The organism is Streptomyces sp. NPDC049627 (assembly GCF_044465645.1).
Lineage (GTDB): Bacteria > Actinomycetota > Actinomycetes > Streptomycetales > Streptomycetaceae > Streptomyces.
This window is the reverse complement of record NZ_JBITLW010000004.1, coordinates 248,858-266,566: the sequence shown is the minus strand read 5'-3', so window position 1 is coordinate 266,566 and position 17,709 is coordinate 248,858. Positions and strand designations below refer to the sequence as shown.

Annotated in this window: 5 protein-coding genes; all 5 read left to right on the top strand. The window is 73.6% G+C overall.

The genetic code is table 11. From position 1 onward, the window contains the following. Nucleotides 1-4: 4 nt before the first annotated feature. The 5 genes from ACIBU0_RS13020 (at nt 5) to ACIBU0_RS13000 (ending at nt 17,696) form a co-directional block, all read left to right on the top strand. The gene (locus ACIBU0_RS13020) at nt 5-1,282 is read left to right on the top strand and encodes a sensor histidine kinase (protein ID WP_398816121.1); all 1,278 of its coding nucleotides are present in this window, start codon (nt 5-7) and stop codon (nt 1,280-1,282) included. A gap of 320 nt (nt 1,283-1,602) precedes the next feature. Continuing rightward, nucleotides 1,603-2,544: a ParB N-terminal domain-containing protein gene (locus ACIBU0_RS13015; protein WP_398816118.1), complete on the top strand. Its 942-nt coding sequence runs from the start codon at nt 1,603-1,605 to the stop codon at nt 2,542-2,544. Between the two features lie 271 nt (nt 2,545-2,815). Continuing rightward, nucleotides 2,816-4,921: an ABC transporter ATP-binding protein gene (locus ACIBU0_RS13010; protein ID WP_398816115.1), complete on the top strand. Its 2,106-nt coding sequence runs from the start codon at nt 2,816-2,818 to the stop codon at nt 4,919-4,921. 161 nt (nt 4,922-5,082) lie between these two features. After that, nucleotides 5,083-13,056, top strand: coding sequence for an amino acid adenylation domain-containing protein (locus ACIBU0_RS13005; RefSeq protein ID WP_398816112.1), 7,974 nt, complete (start codon nt 5,083-5,085; stop codon nt 13,054-13,056). Continuing rightward, complete coding sequence (locus ACIBU0_RS13000; protein ID WP_398816109.1) at nt 13,053-17,696, top strand: amino acid adenylation domain-containing protein; 4,644 nt, start codon at nt 13,053-13,055, stop codon at nt 17,694-17,696. The genes ACIBU0_RS13005 and ACIBU0_RS13000 overlap by 4 nt, the downstream gene beginning before the upstream one ends. Nucleotides 17,697-17,709 lie beyond the last annotated feature (13 nt).

Genomic DNA, 17,709 nt, shown 5'->3' with positions numbered 1-17,709 from the left:
CACGATGCGACTGCCGAAGCCCACGGCGGCGCCGCTCGCCGGCGCCGCCCGCCTTCTCGCCGCGACCGTACGCCGTCTGACGCCCCGTAGGGTCCGGATGCGTCTCACGCTGCTGTACGGGGTGCTCTTCGTCGCCTCCGGCGCGGTGCTGCTCGCGATCACCTACCTGCTCGTCATGCACGCCTCGTCGAACGTCATCGTCGGCAGGGAGGGCGGCGATGTGTCCCGCCTGACCCGCGACCCGGGCTCCGGCCCCTCCCTCGGCCTGACCGACGGCACCCCGATCAGCCCGGACATGGGCATGGACAACCTGCGGGAACACGCCTACCGCCAGCACCAGCAGGGGCTGGAGAACCTGCTGGCGCAGGGCGGCATCGCCCTCGCCATCATGGCGGTGATCTCGATCGCGCTGGGCTGGCTGGTCGCCGGGCGGGTCCTGCGGCCGCTGCGCACGATGACCGGCACCATCCGCCGTATCTCCGCACGCAACGTGCACGAGCGCCTCGCCGTGGCCGGACCCGCCGACGAGCTGAAGGACCTCGCCGACACCGTCGACGGACTCCTCGGCCGGCTGGAGGTCGCCCTCGACTCCCACCGGCGTTTCGTCGCCAACGCCGCGCACGAACTGCGTACGCCGCTCACCCTGGAGCACGCGCTGGTGGAGGAGTCGCTCATGGACCGCGACGCCACCGTGGAGTCGTACCGCGCGAACATGCAGCGGCTGCTGGCGATCAGTCAGCAGCAGGCGCGGCTGCTCGAGTCGCTGCTCACCCTGTCCAGCAGTGAGCGCGGCCTGGACCGTCGTGACGCGGTCGACCTGGCCGACGCCGCCGAGCAGGCGGTCGGCATCCCGCGCCCGCAGGCCGGCCGACGCGATCTCGACCTGGAGCTCAGGACGGCGCCCGCTCCCGTCGCGGGCGACGCCGCGCTCGTCGAGCGCCTGGTGGCCAATCTCGTCGACAACGCCGTGGACTACAACGTGCCCGGCGGACGCGTGGAGATCACCACGGCCACGCGGGGCCGGCACGCGGTGGTGACCGTCGTCAACACGGGACCCGAGGTGCCGCCGGACCAGGTCGAGCGGCTCTTCGAGCCCTTCCAGCGGCTCGGCCGCACCGCCGACGAGCGCCATCACGGGCTGGGACTGTCCATCGTGCGCACCATCGCCGTCGCCCACGACGCCCAGCTCACCGCCCGCGCGCGGCCGGGTGGCGGACTGGTCGTCGAGGTCGCCTTCCCGCTGCGGAAGGACGCCGTGGTCCCCGCCCTCACCCGGGTGTGACGACGACCGGACGGGAATGACTCCCCGGCGGCCACCCGGCAGGAATGACTCCCTAGGGGTGGATAGGGGTGTCCAAGCCCGGAAAGTCGTTGTTAGGGTCATCGTGTTCGGCCAGCGGGAAGACGCGCCAAGACGTTTTCGGCCGGATAACGCAGACGGGGAAGTGGAAATTGGGCACCAGCAGGTTTTAAGGACTCGGCGAAACGTTCCACTGCGAACGGTGTGAGCCCCCGTGCGTCTGCGCATGCGCGTGCGGCGGGACCGAGTCACTAGGGGGAATTGAGTTGGCGATACCTGGGCACCCGCGCCTCGATCGACTCATGGTCGTCGAAGTCGAGATCAGCTCTCTGTCGACGTCCGACTCGCCGAGGCTCTCCGGAGCGGATCAGGAACACGTTCAAGCCCTGGCGGCGGTGCAGACACCGCTGCCGCCGATCACCGTGCACCGCCCGACGATGCGGGTCATCGACGGGCTGCACCGAGTACGTGCCGCGGAGCTGCGCGGCCAGAGCAAGATCGCCGCCAGGTTCTTCGACGGCGACGCGGCCGACGCCTTCGTGCTGGCCGTGGAGTCCAACATCGCGCACGGACTGCCGCTGACGACCGCGGACCGCAAGCGCGCCGCGGGCCGGATCATCGGCACGCATCCGCAGTGGTCGGACCGCATGATCGCCTCGGTCACCGGTATCGCGCCGGGGACCGTGGCCGAGATACGCCGGCAGTCCCAGCACGGTGACGCGGGGCGGACGAGCAGGATCGGCCAGGACGGCCGGGTCCGCCCGGTCAGCGGCGCCGAGGGCCGCAGGCTGGCCAGCGAGATCATCGCCGAGAACCCGAGCCTGTCGCTGCGGCAGGTGGCCCGGGCGGCCCGTATCTCGCCCGAGACGGTCCGGGACGTACGCAACCGCATGATGCGCGGAGAGGACCCGCAACCGCAGGGCCGAAGGCAGACGCAGGGCGCCGAGGGCGTCAACCGCGCTCCCCTCGGCCCCGTCGGCGTGGCCCCGCGCGCCTCGGCCCAGGACCGGGCCGCGCTCGTGGAACGGCTCACAGCGGATCCGGCGCTGCGGTTCAGCGAGACCGGGCGCACCCTGCTGCGGCTGCTGAACCTCCACACCCTCGACACGGAGGAATGGGAGAGGATCGCCGACCGGGTCCCGCCGCACTGCGGCGTGGCCGTCGCCCACCTCGCCAAGGAATGCGCCGAGATGTGGGCGGAGTTCGCGGTACGGGTGCAGCGGAAGGTCGCCGAAACGGCCTAGCGCGCCCGAGGGTGTCCAACCGGCCAATTCGCCCGGTCGGACAGCCGGGCCGTACGGGAGAACCCCTCGCGGCCCAGCCCTGACCCCTTTCCGGAGAATTCACAGACCCGGGGATTTTCGAGTCCCCGGGAATTCACGCATGCCTCTTTCGAGTTTTCCGTGGCTGTTCGGATTGCCTATTGGTGGGCCTGTTCGAGGTAAATCGAGAACGGTAGTGTCCTCATACGTGTGAAGCCGATGGAATTACGTGATCCCAGGAGGTTTCCGTCGCGTGTTAATCAGCCAAGGTCCTGGTGGAATTACCGTCGGAGACCCGAACTCGTCCGACACCAAGAGCAAGAGGGACTCCCTGCGCCCGGGCACGGCGCGCCGCGCTCTCACCTATGTGCGCCCGCACCGGCGTTCCCTGCTGTTCCTGCTGCTCACCACCGTGGTCGACTCGCTCGTCATCGTGGCGACGCCGCTGCTGCTCAAGGAGATCGTCGACGAGGGAATCCTCAAGGACGACCTGGGGCTGGTCACGGCCCTGGCCCTCACCGCCGCCGGACTCGCCGTGGTCGACGCGGTGATGCAGCTCGGGCAGAGCTATTTCTCCGGCCGCATCGGCCAGGGCGTCAGCCACGATCTGCGGGTCCAGACCTTCACCCACGTCCAGCGTCAGCCCATGGCGTTCTTCACCCGCACCCAGACGGGCCTGCTCACCAGCAGGCTCAACGCGGACGTCATGCTGGCCCAGCAGGCCCTCGGTCTGCTGCTGACCTCGGCGACCAGTGTGCTGACGGTGCTCCTGGTCCTCGCCGAGATGTTCTACCTGTCCTGGCTCATCACCCTCATCGCCGTGGCACTGCTGCCGCTGTTCACCGTGCCGGGCATCTGGGTCGGCCGACGCCTGCAGCGCTACTCCAGGGAACAGATGCAGTCCAACGCGGAGTTGGCGGGTGTCGTCCAGGAGCGGTTCAACGTCAGCGGCGCGATGCTCGCCAAGCTGTACGGCCGCCCGCGCGCGGAGGCCGCCGCCTTTTCGGCCCGCGCCGGAAAGGTGCGTGACATCGGCGTGCAGTGGACCGTGTTCAGCCGGCTTTCCTTCATCTCCATGGGCCTGCTCGCCGCGCTCGCCACGGCGCTGGTGTACGGCGCCGGCGGCGCCCTGGTCCTGGACGACGTGTTCCAGATCGGCACCCTCGTCGCCCTCGCCGTACTCCTCGGCAGGCTGTACGGCCCCATCACCCAGCTGTCGGGCATGCAGGCGAACGCCCTGACCGCGCTGGTCAGCTTCGACCGCCTCTTCGAACTGCTCGACCTCAAGCCGCTCATCGAGGAGAAGCCCGGCGCGACCGCCCTGCCGCCGCCGGGGACCGGCCCCGCGCCGCGCGTCGAGTTCGACCGGGTGTCCTTCCGCTACCCGCCCGCGAGCGAGGTGTCCCTGGCGTCGCTGGAGGCCAACACACAGTCTCCCGAGGCACGTTCGAAGGCCGGTCCGCAGGTGCTGCACGAGCTGTCCTTCGAGCTGCCGTCCGGCCGGCTCACCGCTCTCGTCGGACTGTCGGGCGGCGGCAAGACGACCATCACGCATCTGGTGTCCCGCCTGTACGACCCCACCTCGGGCACCGTCCGCATGGACGGACACGACCTGCGGGACGTCACCCTCGACTCCCTGCGCGACACCGTCGGAGTGGTCACCCAGGACGCGCACTTCTACCACGACACCATCCGAGCGAACCTGTTGTACGCCCGCCCCGACGCCACCGAGCAGGACCTCATGCAGGCCTGTGACGCGGCGCAGATCGGGGAGTTGATCCGCTCGCTGCCCAGCGGTCTCGACACCGTCGTCGGTGACCGCGGCTACCGCCTCTCGGGCGGCGAGAAGCAGCGGCTCGCCCTGGCCAGGCTCATGCTCAAGGCGCCCTCCGTCGTCATCCTGGACGAGGCCACCGCCCACCTGGACTCCGAGTCGGAGGCGGCCGTCCAGCGGGCGCTGACCACCGCGCTGCGCGATCGGACGTCCCTGGTCATCGCGCACCGCCTGTCCACCATCCGCGAGGCCGACCAGATCCTCGTCATCGACGGGGGCCGGGTGCGTGAACGCGGCACGCACGAGGAGCTCCTGGCGGCCGGGGAACTGTACGCGGACCTCTACCGCACCCAGTTCGACCGGCCGGGCGCGGGGCCGCCGGCCGCGGATGAAGACGGACGCCCCGGGGTTCGCGGGCGGCCGCAGGTCATGACTCTAGGGGACGGGCCCCTGCTGGGCGGCGGCCCAATGCTCGGGACGGGGCCGATGCCCGGGGCCGACGGGCTCGTGCTGGGGGGCGGCATGCCACCGGGAGGCGGTGGGGGCGAGTACAGGGTGCGCCGCCGGGGCGAGCCGGACGAGTAGCGCTCGGCTGCGTGGGTCGCGATGCGCCGTCGGAAGTGCCGCTATGTGTCGTCGGGTGGCTGCGGGTCCGTCGTGGCTGGTCGCGCAGTTCCCCGCGCCCCTTTGGGGCGTTGTCCCCCCAACCCATGAGACCGCACCGTCGCGCCGCTGAAGGGAGAGCGATGAGCAACGAAGCGGATTCCACCCTGCCCTTGTCCGAGAGCCAGGAGGGGATCTGGCTGGCCCGGCGCATCGAGGGCTCGCGCGGCTTCTACACCATCGGCCAGCACGTCGAGATCCTCGGGCCGCTGCACACCGGGGCCTTCGAGGACGCGCTGCGCCGGGCCGTGGAGGAGACCGAGATCCTGCGCGTGCGGTTCGTGGAGGAACCCGGCGGCGGCGTGGCCCAGCTGGTCGGCCCGGCGCCGCAGTGGAGCCTGACGACGGTCGACCTCACCGCGCACGAGGACCCGTGGTCCGCCGCCGAGGCATGGATGCGCGCGGAGCTGCGCCGCACGGCACACTCCGCCGACGGCGGCCTGTTCGCGTACGCGCTGCTCGCCCTCGCACCCGGGCGGCACGTCTGGTACCAGCGCTACGACCACCTCCTGATGGACGGCTTCGGCTGCTCGCTCATGGCCCGCCGCGTCGCCGAGCTGTACACGGCGGCGCTGCGTGGGGACCCGGCCCGGCCCGCGGGCCACGCGCCGCTGCGGGAGCTGCTCGCGCAGGAGTCGGCGTACCGCGAGTCCGAGGAGTACACGCGGGACCGCCGCTACTGGCACGACCACTTCGCGGACCGCCCGGAACTCGCCGCCGTCCCGGGCCACCGCCCCGCCACCCCCGACGGCCCCGTACTGGCCGCCGGTCACCTGCCGCCGCCCGCCGTGCGCGCCCTGCACGAGGCCGCGGCCCGCGCCAGGGTGAGCTGGCCCCGGCTGGTCGTCGCGGCGGTCGGCGCGTTCTCCTGCCGGATGACGGGCGCCGACGAGGCCGTACTGAGCCTGCCGGTCGCCGCCCGCCTGACGGCCCAGGGCCGGCGCACCCCCTGCACGATGGCGAACGTCCTGCCCTTCCGGCTGCCCGCCGGCCCGGCCATGAGCCTCGACGACCTGGCCCGCGCGGCCGGGCCGGAAACCGCCGGCCTGCTGGGGCACCAGCGGTTCCGCGGCGAGCGGCTGCGCCGCGAACTGGCCTGGCCGGACGGCGGCCGCTGGCACTTCGGCCCCTTCGTCAACATCCTGCCCCTCGGCGAGAACCTGCGCTTCGGCGACTGCCGGGGCATCGTCCGGGACCTGTCCAACCGCCGTGTCGAGGAGCTCAGCGTGGTGGTGGGCGGCTGGTCGGACGACCAGGGCATGGCCGTCTCCCTGGAGGCCAACCCCGCGCAGTACGACCAGGACTGGGTGCAGGGCAGCCACCGGTCCCTGCTGCGCTTCCTGGAACGCCTCGTGGCGGACCCGGCCGCGCCGATCGGCCGCATCGACGCGGCGGCCCGCCCCCGCCCCGTCGCCTTTCCGGCGCCCGAGCCGGTGCGCGCACCGCTGGTGCCGGAGCTGATCGCCGGTCAGGCGCTGCGCCGGCCCGACGCGGTGGCGCTCACCGACGGCGCGGGCTCCCTGACGTACGGCGAGATGTGGCGCAGGGCCGGGCAGGTCGCCCGGCATCTGGTGGGCGCGGGCGTGGGCCGCGGCGATCGGGTCGCCGTGGTGATGGAGCGGTCCGCGGACCTGGTGGTGGCGCTGCTCGGGGTGTGGCGGGCCGGGGCCGCCTACGTCCCCGTGGACCCCGGCCATCCGGCCGAACGGGTGGCGCGGGTCCTCACCGACTGCGCCGCGTCCGTGGTGGTGTGCGCGCACACGACGCGTGCGACGGTGCCGGAGAGCGGCGCCCGGGTGGTGATGCTCGACGGCCCTGCCACCCTCGGGGAGCCGGCCGCCGACGACGGCGCTCCCTCCACCCCGGCCGGCCCGCACGACGTGGCCTACGTGATGTACACCTCGGGGTCGACCGGCGCACCGAAGGGCGTGGCCGTACCCCATGCCGGCGTGGCCGCGCTGGTCGGCGAGCCCGGCTGGCGGACGGCCCCCGGCGACGCGGTGCTGATGCACGCGCCGCACGCCTTCGACGCCTCCCTGTACGAGGTGTGGGTTCCGCTCGCCGCGGGCGCCCGGGTCGTCGTCGCCGGGCCGGGACCCGTCGACGCGCACCGCGTCCGCGCATACGTCTCCGAGGGCGTCACGCGGCTGCATCTGACGGCGGGCTCGTTCCGCGTCCTCGCGGACCAGGAGCCGGAGAGCCTCACCGGGCTGCGCGAGGTGCTGACGGGCGGCGACGTCGTGCCCGCCGCCTCGGTCGCCCGGGTGCGGGAAGCCTGCCCGGACCTGACGGTGCGCCATCTGTACGGGCCTACCGAGGCCACCCTGTGCGCGACCTGGCACCTGTTACGGCCGGGCGAGCCGACAGGCCCGGTGCTGCCCATAGGGCGCGCCCTGCCGGGGCGGCACACCTTCGTCCTCGACGCCTTCCTGCGGCCGGTGGAGCCGGGCCTGGTCGGGGAGTTGTACGTCGCCGGGGCGGGCCTCGCGCACGGCTACTGGGCGCAGCCCGGCCTGTCGGCGGAGCGGTTCGTGGCGTGTCCGTTCGTGCCGGGTGGGCGGATGTACCGGACGGGCGACCTGGTGCGGTGGACGGACGACGGTGTGCTGGTCTTCGTCGGCCGGGCGGACGCGCAGGTGAAGATCCGCGGGTTCCGGGTGGAACTGGGTGAGGTGGAGGCGGCCCTCGCCGCGCATCCGTCGGTGGCCCAGGCCGTGGCCGCCGTACGCGAGGACGCCCCGGGTGAGCGCCGTCTCGTCGGCTATGTCGTGCCCGATGGCCCGGACGGCGTGGACGCCGACGCCGTACGCGCCCACGTCGCGGGACTGCTGCCCGAACCGATGGTGCCGGCCGCGGTGTGCGCCCTGGACGCCCTGCCCGTCACCCGCAACGGCAAGATCGACCGCGCCGCCCTGCCCGCCCCGGACTTCGCGGGCAAGGTCACCGGGCGCGCGCCCCGGACACCCGCCGAGGCCGCGCTGTGCGAGCTGTTCGCCGCCGTACTGAAACTGGACGAGGTCGGCGCCGACGACAGCTTCTTCGCCCTGGGCGGCGACTCGATCATGGCGATGCAACTGGCCGCGCAGGCGCGCCGCGCGGGCGTGCTCTGCACCGCGCAGGACGTGTTCGAGAACGAGACACCGGCGGCCCTGGCGGCGGTGGCCACCTTCACCGGTACGGCCCGGACGGCCGGCCGGGAGGAGACCGGCGACCCGGACACCGAACTGCTCCTCACGGACCTGACGCCCGACGAACTCGCCCGGCTGCGCGCCGAGCGGCCCTCACTCGTGGACGTCTGGCCGCTGTCACCGCTCCAGGAAGGCATGCTCTTCCACGCGACGTTCGACCACGCCGGCCCCGACGTGTACGCCAGCCAGCGCGTCCTGGCCCTCGACGGGCCGCTGGACGTGGCGCGGCTGCGCGCGTCCTGGCAGGTGCTCCTCGACCGCCACCCGGTCCTGCGCGCCTCCTTCGCCCAGCGCGCCTCCGGCGAACAGGTGCTGGCCGTCGTACGGGACGTGCCGCTGCCCTGGCGCGAGGCCGACGTGTCGGCGCTGCCCGGTCCCGCGGCGCAGGCCGAGGCCGCACGGCTCGCCGAGGCCGAGAAGGCCGAACGGTTCGACCTCGCCGCGCCCCCGCTGCTGCGGCTGCTCCTGATCCGGCTCGACGAACACCGTCACCACCAGGTCATCACCAGCCACCACACCCTCCTCGACGGCTGGTCCATGTCGGTCGTCTTCGCCGAACTGGCCGAGGTGTACGCCGCCGGCGGCGACGGGCGAACGCTGCCCGCCGCGACCTCGTACCGCGCCTACCTCGCCTGGCTGGCCCGGCAGGACCGGGAGTCGGCACGCCACGCCTGGCGGTCGGCGCTCGCGGGCGCCGAGGAGCCCACCCTGGTGGTGCCGGAGGAGGCCGTCCGGGCAGCGGTCGTGCCCCGCCCGGTGTCGTTCGAGTTCAGCGACGAACTCACGGACGCCGTGAGCACGTCGGCGCGCGACCGGGGCGTGACCGTCAACACCGTGCTCCAGGCCGCGTGGGCGCTGGTCCTGGCCCGGCTCGTGGGACGCACGGACGTCGTCTTCGGCACGACGGTGGCCGGCCGCCACGCCGACCTGCCGGGCATCGAGTCGATCGTCGGACCGTTCATCAACACCGTGCCCGTCCGCGCCGACCTGGCGCCGGACCGTCCGGTCGCCGAGCTGCTGACCGATCTGCGGGACCACCACGTGTCCCTCATGCCCCACCAGCACATGGGCCTGCAGGAGATCCGCAGGACCGCCGGCGACGGCGCGGTCTTCGACACCCTCGTCGTGTTCGAGAACCTGCCCGAGACCCCGGCCCCGCCCGCCGCCCGGGAGAACGCGCTCACCATGCGGCCCGTCGGGGAACCCCAGGACCGGGGCCACTACCCGCTGGCGCTGATCGTGGTGCCCGACGAGCGGCTGCGCGGACATCTCGTCGGCCGCCCGGACGTGATCGCCCCCGAACGCGTCGCCGAACTGGTCCGCCAACTGACCCGGGTTCTGGAGCAGATGACGGCCGACCCGGCGCAGCCGCTGGGCCGCGTCGCCGTCCTCGGCACCGGCGAGCGCGCCCTCGCCCTGGCGCGCGCCCGCGCGGCGGAGCAGACCGGCCCGTCCGGCACGCACGACGACGCCCTGGTACCCGACGCCTTCACACGCCGGGCCGTCGAAGCGGCCCCCGAAGTGGCCCTGGAGGTGGACGGACGGACCCTCACCTACGCCGAGCTCGCCGCCGCGTCGGCCCGCCTCGCCCGGCACCTCATCGGCGCGGACGTGGGACCGGAGTGCCGGGTCGCCGTCCTGGCCGACCGCTCCGCCGAGCTGATCGTGGCGCTGCTGGCCGTGTCGCTGGCGGGCGGCGTCCACGTACCGCTCGACCCCGGCCACCCCCCGGCGCGGCTGCGCCTGATGCTCGACGACGTCGCTCCGCCGGTCGTGGTGTGCACCCGCGCCACACGGGACGCCGTACCCCCGCAGTACCCGGGCCACGTCGTGGTCCTCGACGACCCCGGCACGGCCCGGGCGATCGCCGGGCACGCCGACGGACCCGTGACCGACCGGGACCGACGGGCGCCGCTGCGGGCCGCGCACGCCGCGTACACGATCTACACGTCCGGTTCGACCGGCACCCCCAAGGGCGTGGTCGTCCCGCACGGCGCCCTGCGCAACCTCGTCACCGACCACGCCCGCCGCTATGCGATGGACGCCTCCAGCCGGGTCCTGCAACTCGTCTCGCCCAGCTTCGACGTGTCGATGGCGGACATCTGGCCGGTGCTGTGCGCGGGCGGGCGCCTGGTGCTCGCCCCGCCCGTGCGGCGGCACGCGACCGGGGAGGAACTCGTCCGCCTGATGCGCGCCGCTCGCGTGACCCACGTGGCGATGACCCCGACGATGCTCGCGCAGCTCCCGCCCACGCACCTGCCCGCACTGCGCGTGCTGATCATCGGCGGCGAGGCCGCGCCCGACGACCTGCGCCGCCGCTGGACCGTCACCGGCCGTGACGTGCACAGCGAGTACGGGGTCACCGAGGCCGCGGTCACCTCGACGGTGAGCCGCCCGCTGCACGCCGAGGACCCGCCCACGACGGGCCGCCCGATCGACCGCACCGCCGCGTACGTGCTGGACGGCTTCCTGCAGCCGGTCGGGCCCGACACGGTCGGCGAGCTGTATCTCGCCGGCGCGGGCCTGGCCCGCGGCTACCTCGACCGGCCGGGACTGACCGCCCAGCGGTTCGTGGCCTGCCCGTTCGCACCCGGCGAGCGCATGTACCGCACCGGCGACCTGGTACGCCGGACGCGCACCGGAGACCTCGTCCACGAGGGGCGGGCCGACGCACAGGTGAAGGTGCGCGGGCATCGCGTGGAACCCGGCGAGATCGAGGCCGTCCTCGCCGCACACCCCGGCGTCGGCCGCGCCGCGGTGGCACTGCGGCGGGACGGCAGGGGCGAGGGGCGCCTGGTCGGGTACGTCACCCCGGTCCCGGACGCCGCCGCCTCCGCGCCGTCCGAACGACAGCTCCTGGACGGCGAGTCGGTCCGCGAGGCCGTCGCCGGCCTCCTGCCCGCCCCCATGGTGCCCGCGGCGGTCGTGGTGCTGGACACCCTGCCGGTCACCCCCAACGGCAAGACCGACCTCACGGCCCTGCCCGCCCCGGACTTCGCCGAACGCGCCGTGGGACGTGCCCCGAAGGGCGCGGCGGAGGAGATCCTCTGCACCCTGTTCGCCGAGGTGCTGGGCCTTCAACGGGTCGGCGCCGACGACAACTTCTTCACCCTCGGCGGCGACTCCATCACCTCCATGCAACTGGTCAGCCGTGCGCGCGGGGCCGGTGTCTCCTTCACCGCACAGGACGTCTTCGAACGCCCGACGGCGGCGGACCTCGCACCCGTCGCCCGGCTCGGCACCGGACAGGAGCCCGCCTGGGACATCGGCGTCGGCGAAGTGCCGTGGACACCGGTGATGCGGGCTCTCGGCGAGCGCGTCACCGGCACGGGCTTCGCCCAGTGGGTGACCCTCGGCGCACCGGCCGCACTGGGCGCCGGGACGCTGACGGCGGGCCTGCGCGCCCTGCTCGACACCCACGACATGCTGCGCGCCCGCACCGACGGAACCGGGCCGGAAACCCGCCTCGTCGTACGCGAGAAGGGAGCGGTGTCCGCGGCGGAGCTCGTCACCAGGACCGACGCGACCCAGGTGGCCGAGCCGGACCTGGACGAGGCCGCGGACCGGGCCGCACGCGAGGCGGTACGGCGCCTGGACCCGTCGTCCGGCGTGATGGTCCGGGCGGTCTGGCTGGACGCCGGGCCCGCACGCACCGGCCGACTGGTCCTGGCCGTGCACCACTTGGCCGTGGACGGCGTGTCCTGGCGGATCCTCGTCCCCGATCTGCGGTCGGCCTGCGAGGCCGCCGCGGCCGGCCGCAAGCCTGCCCTGGACCCGGTGGGGACGTCGTTCCGACGCTGGGCCAGCCTCCTCGCCGGACAGGCGAGCGAGCCGGAGCGCACCGCCGAACTCGAAGGCTGGGGCGCCGTGGTGGCCCACGCCGAACCCCCCTTGGGCAGGCGGAACCTCGACCCGCTCCGGGACACCGCGGCCACCGTGCGCCGCGCCAGGTGGACGGTGCCCGCACGGCAGGCCCGCACCCTGGTCGCCGAGACGCCGCTCCTGTTCCACTGCGGTGTCCACGAGGTGCTGCTGTCCACCCTGGCGGGCGCGGTGCGCCTCGTCCGCCCCCACCCCGCCGCCGACGCGGCCGCGGACGCCGCACGGCACCCCGGCGACGGGACCGGCATCGTCCTCGTCGACGTGGAGGGCCACGGACGCCACTCACTCGGCGGCGCCGACCTCCTGCGCACCGTGGGCTGGTTCACCAGCGTGCACCCCGTTCGCCTCGACCTCGCACGCGTCGACCTCGACCAGGCACTGGCCGGCGGACCGGCCGTCGGCGCCCTCCTGAAGGCGGTCAAGGAGCAGGCCCGGGCGATACCGGGCGACGGCCTCGGCTACGGCCTGCTGCGCCACCTCGGCCCCGAGACCGCCCCCATCCTGGCCGCACTGCCCGGCCCCCAGGTCGGCTTCAACTACCTGGGCCGGTTCGCCACCGCCCCCGGCACCGGGGCCGTGGACCCCTGGCAGCTGGCAGGACGGACACCCATCGGCGGCTCGGCCGCCCCCGACCTGCCCGCGGCCCACGTCGTCGAAGCCGCGGCAGCCGTCCGCGACACCCCCGACGGACCCGAGCTCGGCCTCACACTCAGCTGGCCCGGGGCGGTCCTCGACGACGCGACGGCCGACCGGCTCGGCCGCACCTGGCTGGACCTGCTCACCGCCCTGGCCGGCCACACCGCCGACCCCACCGCGGGCGGACACACCCCGTCCGACTTCTCCCTCGTCGACCTCGCCCAGGACGAGGTCGAGGAGTTCGAGGCGATCGCGGCCCGACTCGCCGCGCCCGGCGGCCCGCCCGGACCGCTCGAAGGACTTGAAGGAATCCAGGGATTCGAAGGACTCGAAGGAGGACGGTCGCTGTGAAGGCTCCCACGGCCGGTCAAGGATCCGCTGTCCAGAGGTCCGCCCTCGCGGAGGTATGGCCGCTGTCGCCGTTGCAGCAGGGCCTGCTCTTCCACGCCGACTTCGACGGGCAGGACCACCCCGACATCTACACCGTCCAGTCCGTCCTCTCCGTCGACGGCCCACTGGACGCGGCCCTGCTGCGGGCGTCGTGGCAGGCGCTCGTCGCCCGCCACCCCGCCCTCCGGGCGAGCTTCCACCGGCGTGGCTCCGGCGAAGCCGTGCAGCTCGTCATGCGGGAGGTGACCCTGCCGTGGACCGAGGCCGACCTGTCGGACCACCCGGAGGCCGCCGCGGAAGCCGAGCTGGACCGCCTCGTGCGGGACGAGCGGGCCCGCCGGATCGACCCGGCGGTCGCCCCGCTGCTGCGCCTGCTCCTCGTACGCCTCGGAGCACGCCGCCACCGCCTCGTCCTGACGAGCCATCACATCCTGCTCGACGGCTGGTCCCTGCCCGTCCTGCTGGACGAACTCACCACTGTTTACGAGGCGAACGGCGACACATCCTCCCTCGCCCCGGTCACGTCGTACCGCGACTACCTGGCGTGGCTGGCCCGCCAGGACAAGGACGCCGCGCGCACCGCCTGGCGCACCGAACTCGCCGGCGCCGAGGAGCCCACGCTCGTCGCCGCGGCACCGGCCTCCGCCCCCGGCACCGCCACACCGACACGGCGGTCCGTCCACCTCTCCACGGAGACCACCGCCGCCCTCACCGACCTGGCACGCACCCACGGCCTCACCCTGAACACCGTTGTCCAGGGCGCCTGGGCGCTGGTGCTGGCCCGGCTGGCCGGCCGCACGGACGTGGTCTTCGGCGCGACCGTGGCCGGCCGTCCACCGGAACTGCCGGGGGCCGAGTCCGCGATCGGCCTGTTCATCAACACCGTCCCCGTGCGGGTGCGCCTTGACGGCGCGCAGCCGGTGCTGCGGATGCTCGCCGAACTCCAGGAACACCACACGGCACTGATGCCCCATCAGCACCTGGGCCTGACGGACATCCAGAACGCGGCCGGCCCCGGAGCGACCTTCGACACCCTCCTCGTCTACGAGAACTACCCGCGCACCGGCAGGCAGCAGCCCGCCCCCGACACCGTCACCTTCGCCTCCGTCGAGGCACGCCAGGCCACGCACTACCCGCTGTCGGTCGGCATCGCCCCCGACGAACGCCTCCGCGTCGACGTGACCTACCACCCCGGCCTCGTCGACGAGCAACTCGGCGAGGCACTGGGCGGCGTCCTCGCCCGGGTCCTTGAGCAGCTGGTCGAGGACCCGTCCGTGCTGGTGGGCCGGTTGGGCGTGCTGGCCGGCCCTGAGCGTGGTCTGGTGCTGGAGGGCTGGGGGGCCACGGCGGGTGGGGTTCCGGCCGGTCCGGTGCCGGAGTTGATCGCGGAGCGGGTGCGGGTGGCGCCGGGTGCGGTGGCGCTCGTGGACGGTGACCGGTCGCTGTCGTACGGGGAGTTGTGGGCGGCGTCGGGGCGGCTGGCGTCGTACCTGGTGAGTACCGGGGTGCGACGGGGTGATCGGGTCGCGGTGGTGATGGAGCGGTCCGCGGATCTGGTCGTGACGTTGCTGGGCGTCTGGCGCGCCGGAGCGGCGTATGTCCCCGTGGACGCCGGCTCGCCGGTGGATCGGGTGGCGCTGGTGTCGGCGGACTGTGGCCCGGCGGTGGTGGTGTGCTCGCGGGCGACGCGTGCGGTGGTGCCGGAAATCGCCGGTCTACGGATCCTGGTGGTGGACGAGCCCGCCGTCATGGGTGAGGTGGCGGCTTCCGCGGATGCCCCTGCGGTGCGCGTCGGTCCGGCCGATGTGGCGTATGTGATGTACACGTCGGGGTCGACGGGGGTGCCGAAGGGGGTGGCGGTGCCGCACGGGAGTGTGGCGGCGCTGGTGGGTGAGTCCGAGTGGCATGTGGGGTCGGATGACGCGGTGTTGATGCATGCGCCGCATGCGTTCGATGTGTCGTTGTTCGAGGTGTGGGTGCCGTTGGCCGCCGGTGCGCGGGTGGTGGTGGCCGGGCCGGGTGTGGTGGATGCCGGGCGGATGCGGGCGTATGTCGCGGACGGTGTGACGTCGGTTCATGTGACGGCGGGGTCGTTCCGGGTGCTGGCGGGGGAGGCTCCGGAGTGTTTCGCGGGGTTGCGTGAGGTGCTGACGGGTGGGGACGTGGTGCCTGCCGCGTCGGTGGCGCGGGTGCGGGAGGCGTGCCCGGAGGTGACGGTACGTCACCTGTACGGGCCGACCGAGACCACCCTGTGCGCGACCTGGCGGCTCTGGCGCCCGGGCGAGGCGGTGGGCTCGGTCCTGCCCATCGGACGTCCGCTGCCGTGTCGGCAGGTGTACGTCCTGGATGCCTTTCTCCAGCCGGTGCCGCCAGGCGTGACCGGCGAGCTGTACGTGGCGGGTGAGGGGCTGGCTCTCGGGTACTGGGCGCAGCCGGGTCTGTCGGCGGAGCGGTTCGTGGCGTGTCCGTTCGTGCCGGGTGAGCGGATGTACCGGACGGGCGACCTGGTCCGGTGGACCGATGACGGTGCGCTGGTGTTCGTGGGGCGTGCGGACGCGCAGGTGAAGATCCGTGGGTTCCGGGTGGAGTTGGGTGAGGTGGAGGCGGCCCTCGCCGCGCATCCCTCGGTGGCCCAGGCCGTCGTGACCGCTCCACAGGAGCGGCCGGGGGAGCGGCGGCTGATCGGTTACGTCGTCCCCGACGGGCCGTCGGTGGACGGCCGGCAGCTGCGGGAGTACGTGGCGCGGATGTTGCCGGAGTACCTGGTGCCGGCCGTGGTGGTGGTCCTGGACGCCTTGCCGGTGACGCGTCACGGGAAGGTGGATCGCGGGGCGCTGCCCGCGCCGGACTTCGCGGGCCGGGTCTCCGCGCGGGATCCGGAGACGGAGGCCGAGGCGCTCCTGTGCCGCCTGTTCGCGGAGTTGCTGGGGTTGGAGCGGGTGGGGGTCGACGACAGCTTCTTCGAGCTGGGCGGCGATTCGATCATGTCGATGCAGTTGGTGGCGCGGGCTCAGCGTGCGGGTCTGGTGCTGAAGGTGCAGGACGTCTTCGAGTACGAGACTCCCGCGGGCCTGGCGGCGGTGGTCGGCGCGGTGGGGGACGGGCGCGTCGAGGTGGACGCGGACGCGGGTGTGGGTGTGGTGCCGTGGACGCCGGTGATGCGGGCGTTGGGGGAGCATGCGGTTTCTCCGGAGTTTGCGCAGTGGGCGGTGGTGGGTGCGCCGCCCGGGCTGGGGGTGGGGGTGCTGGGCGCCGGTCTGGGCGCCGTACTGGAGACGCATGCGGTGTTGCGGGCGCGGGTGGGTGAGGCATCGACTCTGGTGGTCGGTGAGCCCGGTTCGGTGGACGTGCGGGCGCTGGTCGTGCGGGTGGATGCCCTGGATGCGGCGGCGGGTGAGCTGGACGAGGTTGCGGGCCGGGTGGCGCGTGAGGCGGTGCGGCGGCTGGATCCGTCGGCCGGTGTGATGGTGCAGGCGGTGTGGGTGGACGCCGGTCCGGAGCGGGTGGGCCGGTTGGCGCTGGTCGTGCATCATCTGGTGGTGGACGGGGTGTCGTGGCGGATCCTGCTGCCGGATCTGCAGGCCGCCTGCGAGGCCGTCGCCGCGGGCCGGACACCTGAACTCGACCCCGTGGCAACGTCGTTCAAGCATTGGGCCAACCTCCTGACCGACCAGGCCACCCAAGACAGCCGTGTATCAGAGCTGGAGGGATGGACCGACCGGCTCGGTGATCCCGAACCGCCGCTGGGCACCAGCGAGTTCGACCCGAAGCGTGACACGGTGGCGAGCCTGGTCCACCGGACCTGGACCGTGCCCCCGGCGCAGGCGCAGACGCTGGTCGGCGAGGTGCCGGCGCTCTTCCACTGTGGTGTGCACGAGGTGCTGCTCGCCGCGCTGGCGGGTGCGGTGGCACGCTGGCGGCCGGAGACCGGCGGCGGGCTGCTCGTCGAGGTCGAGGGGCACGGCCGTGAGCCTCTTGCCGGTACGGATCTGTCGCGCACGGTCGGCTGGTTCACCAGCAGCCACCCGGTGCGCCTGGACGTCACCGGCGTGGACCTGGACGAGGTCCTGGCCGGTGGTGCGGCGGCCGGTGCCCTGCTGAAGGCGGTCAAGGAACAGGTGCGGTCGGTGCCCGGCGGAGACGGCCTGGGCCATGGGCTGCTGCGGTACCTCAACCCTCGGACGGGCGCGGTTCTGTCGGGCTTGCCGGCCCCGCAGATCGGCTTCAACTACCTGGGCCGCTTCACCACGGGAACCTCCGCCGAGGCGGTGACGCCCTGGCAGCTGAGCGGCGCGAACGCCATCGGCGGCTCGGCCGCGCCGCACATGCCCGCCCTGCACACCCTGGAAGCGGGCGCAGCCGTACACGACGGTGCCGGCGGCTGCGAGCTGAAGCTCACGTTGAGCCGGCCGACGGCCGTCCTGGACGAGGCGGCCGTCGAGGACCTGGCCCGGGCATGGCTGGCCCTGCTCGCCGGACTCGCCGCGCACACGACCAACCCCGCGGCGGGCGGCCACACGTCGTCCGACTTCCCGCTCGTCGACCTGGCGCAGGACGAAGTGGACGAGCTCGAAGCCGGATTCACCGGCGGCGTCTCCTGACCGGACCCCCACC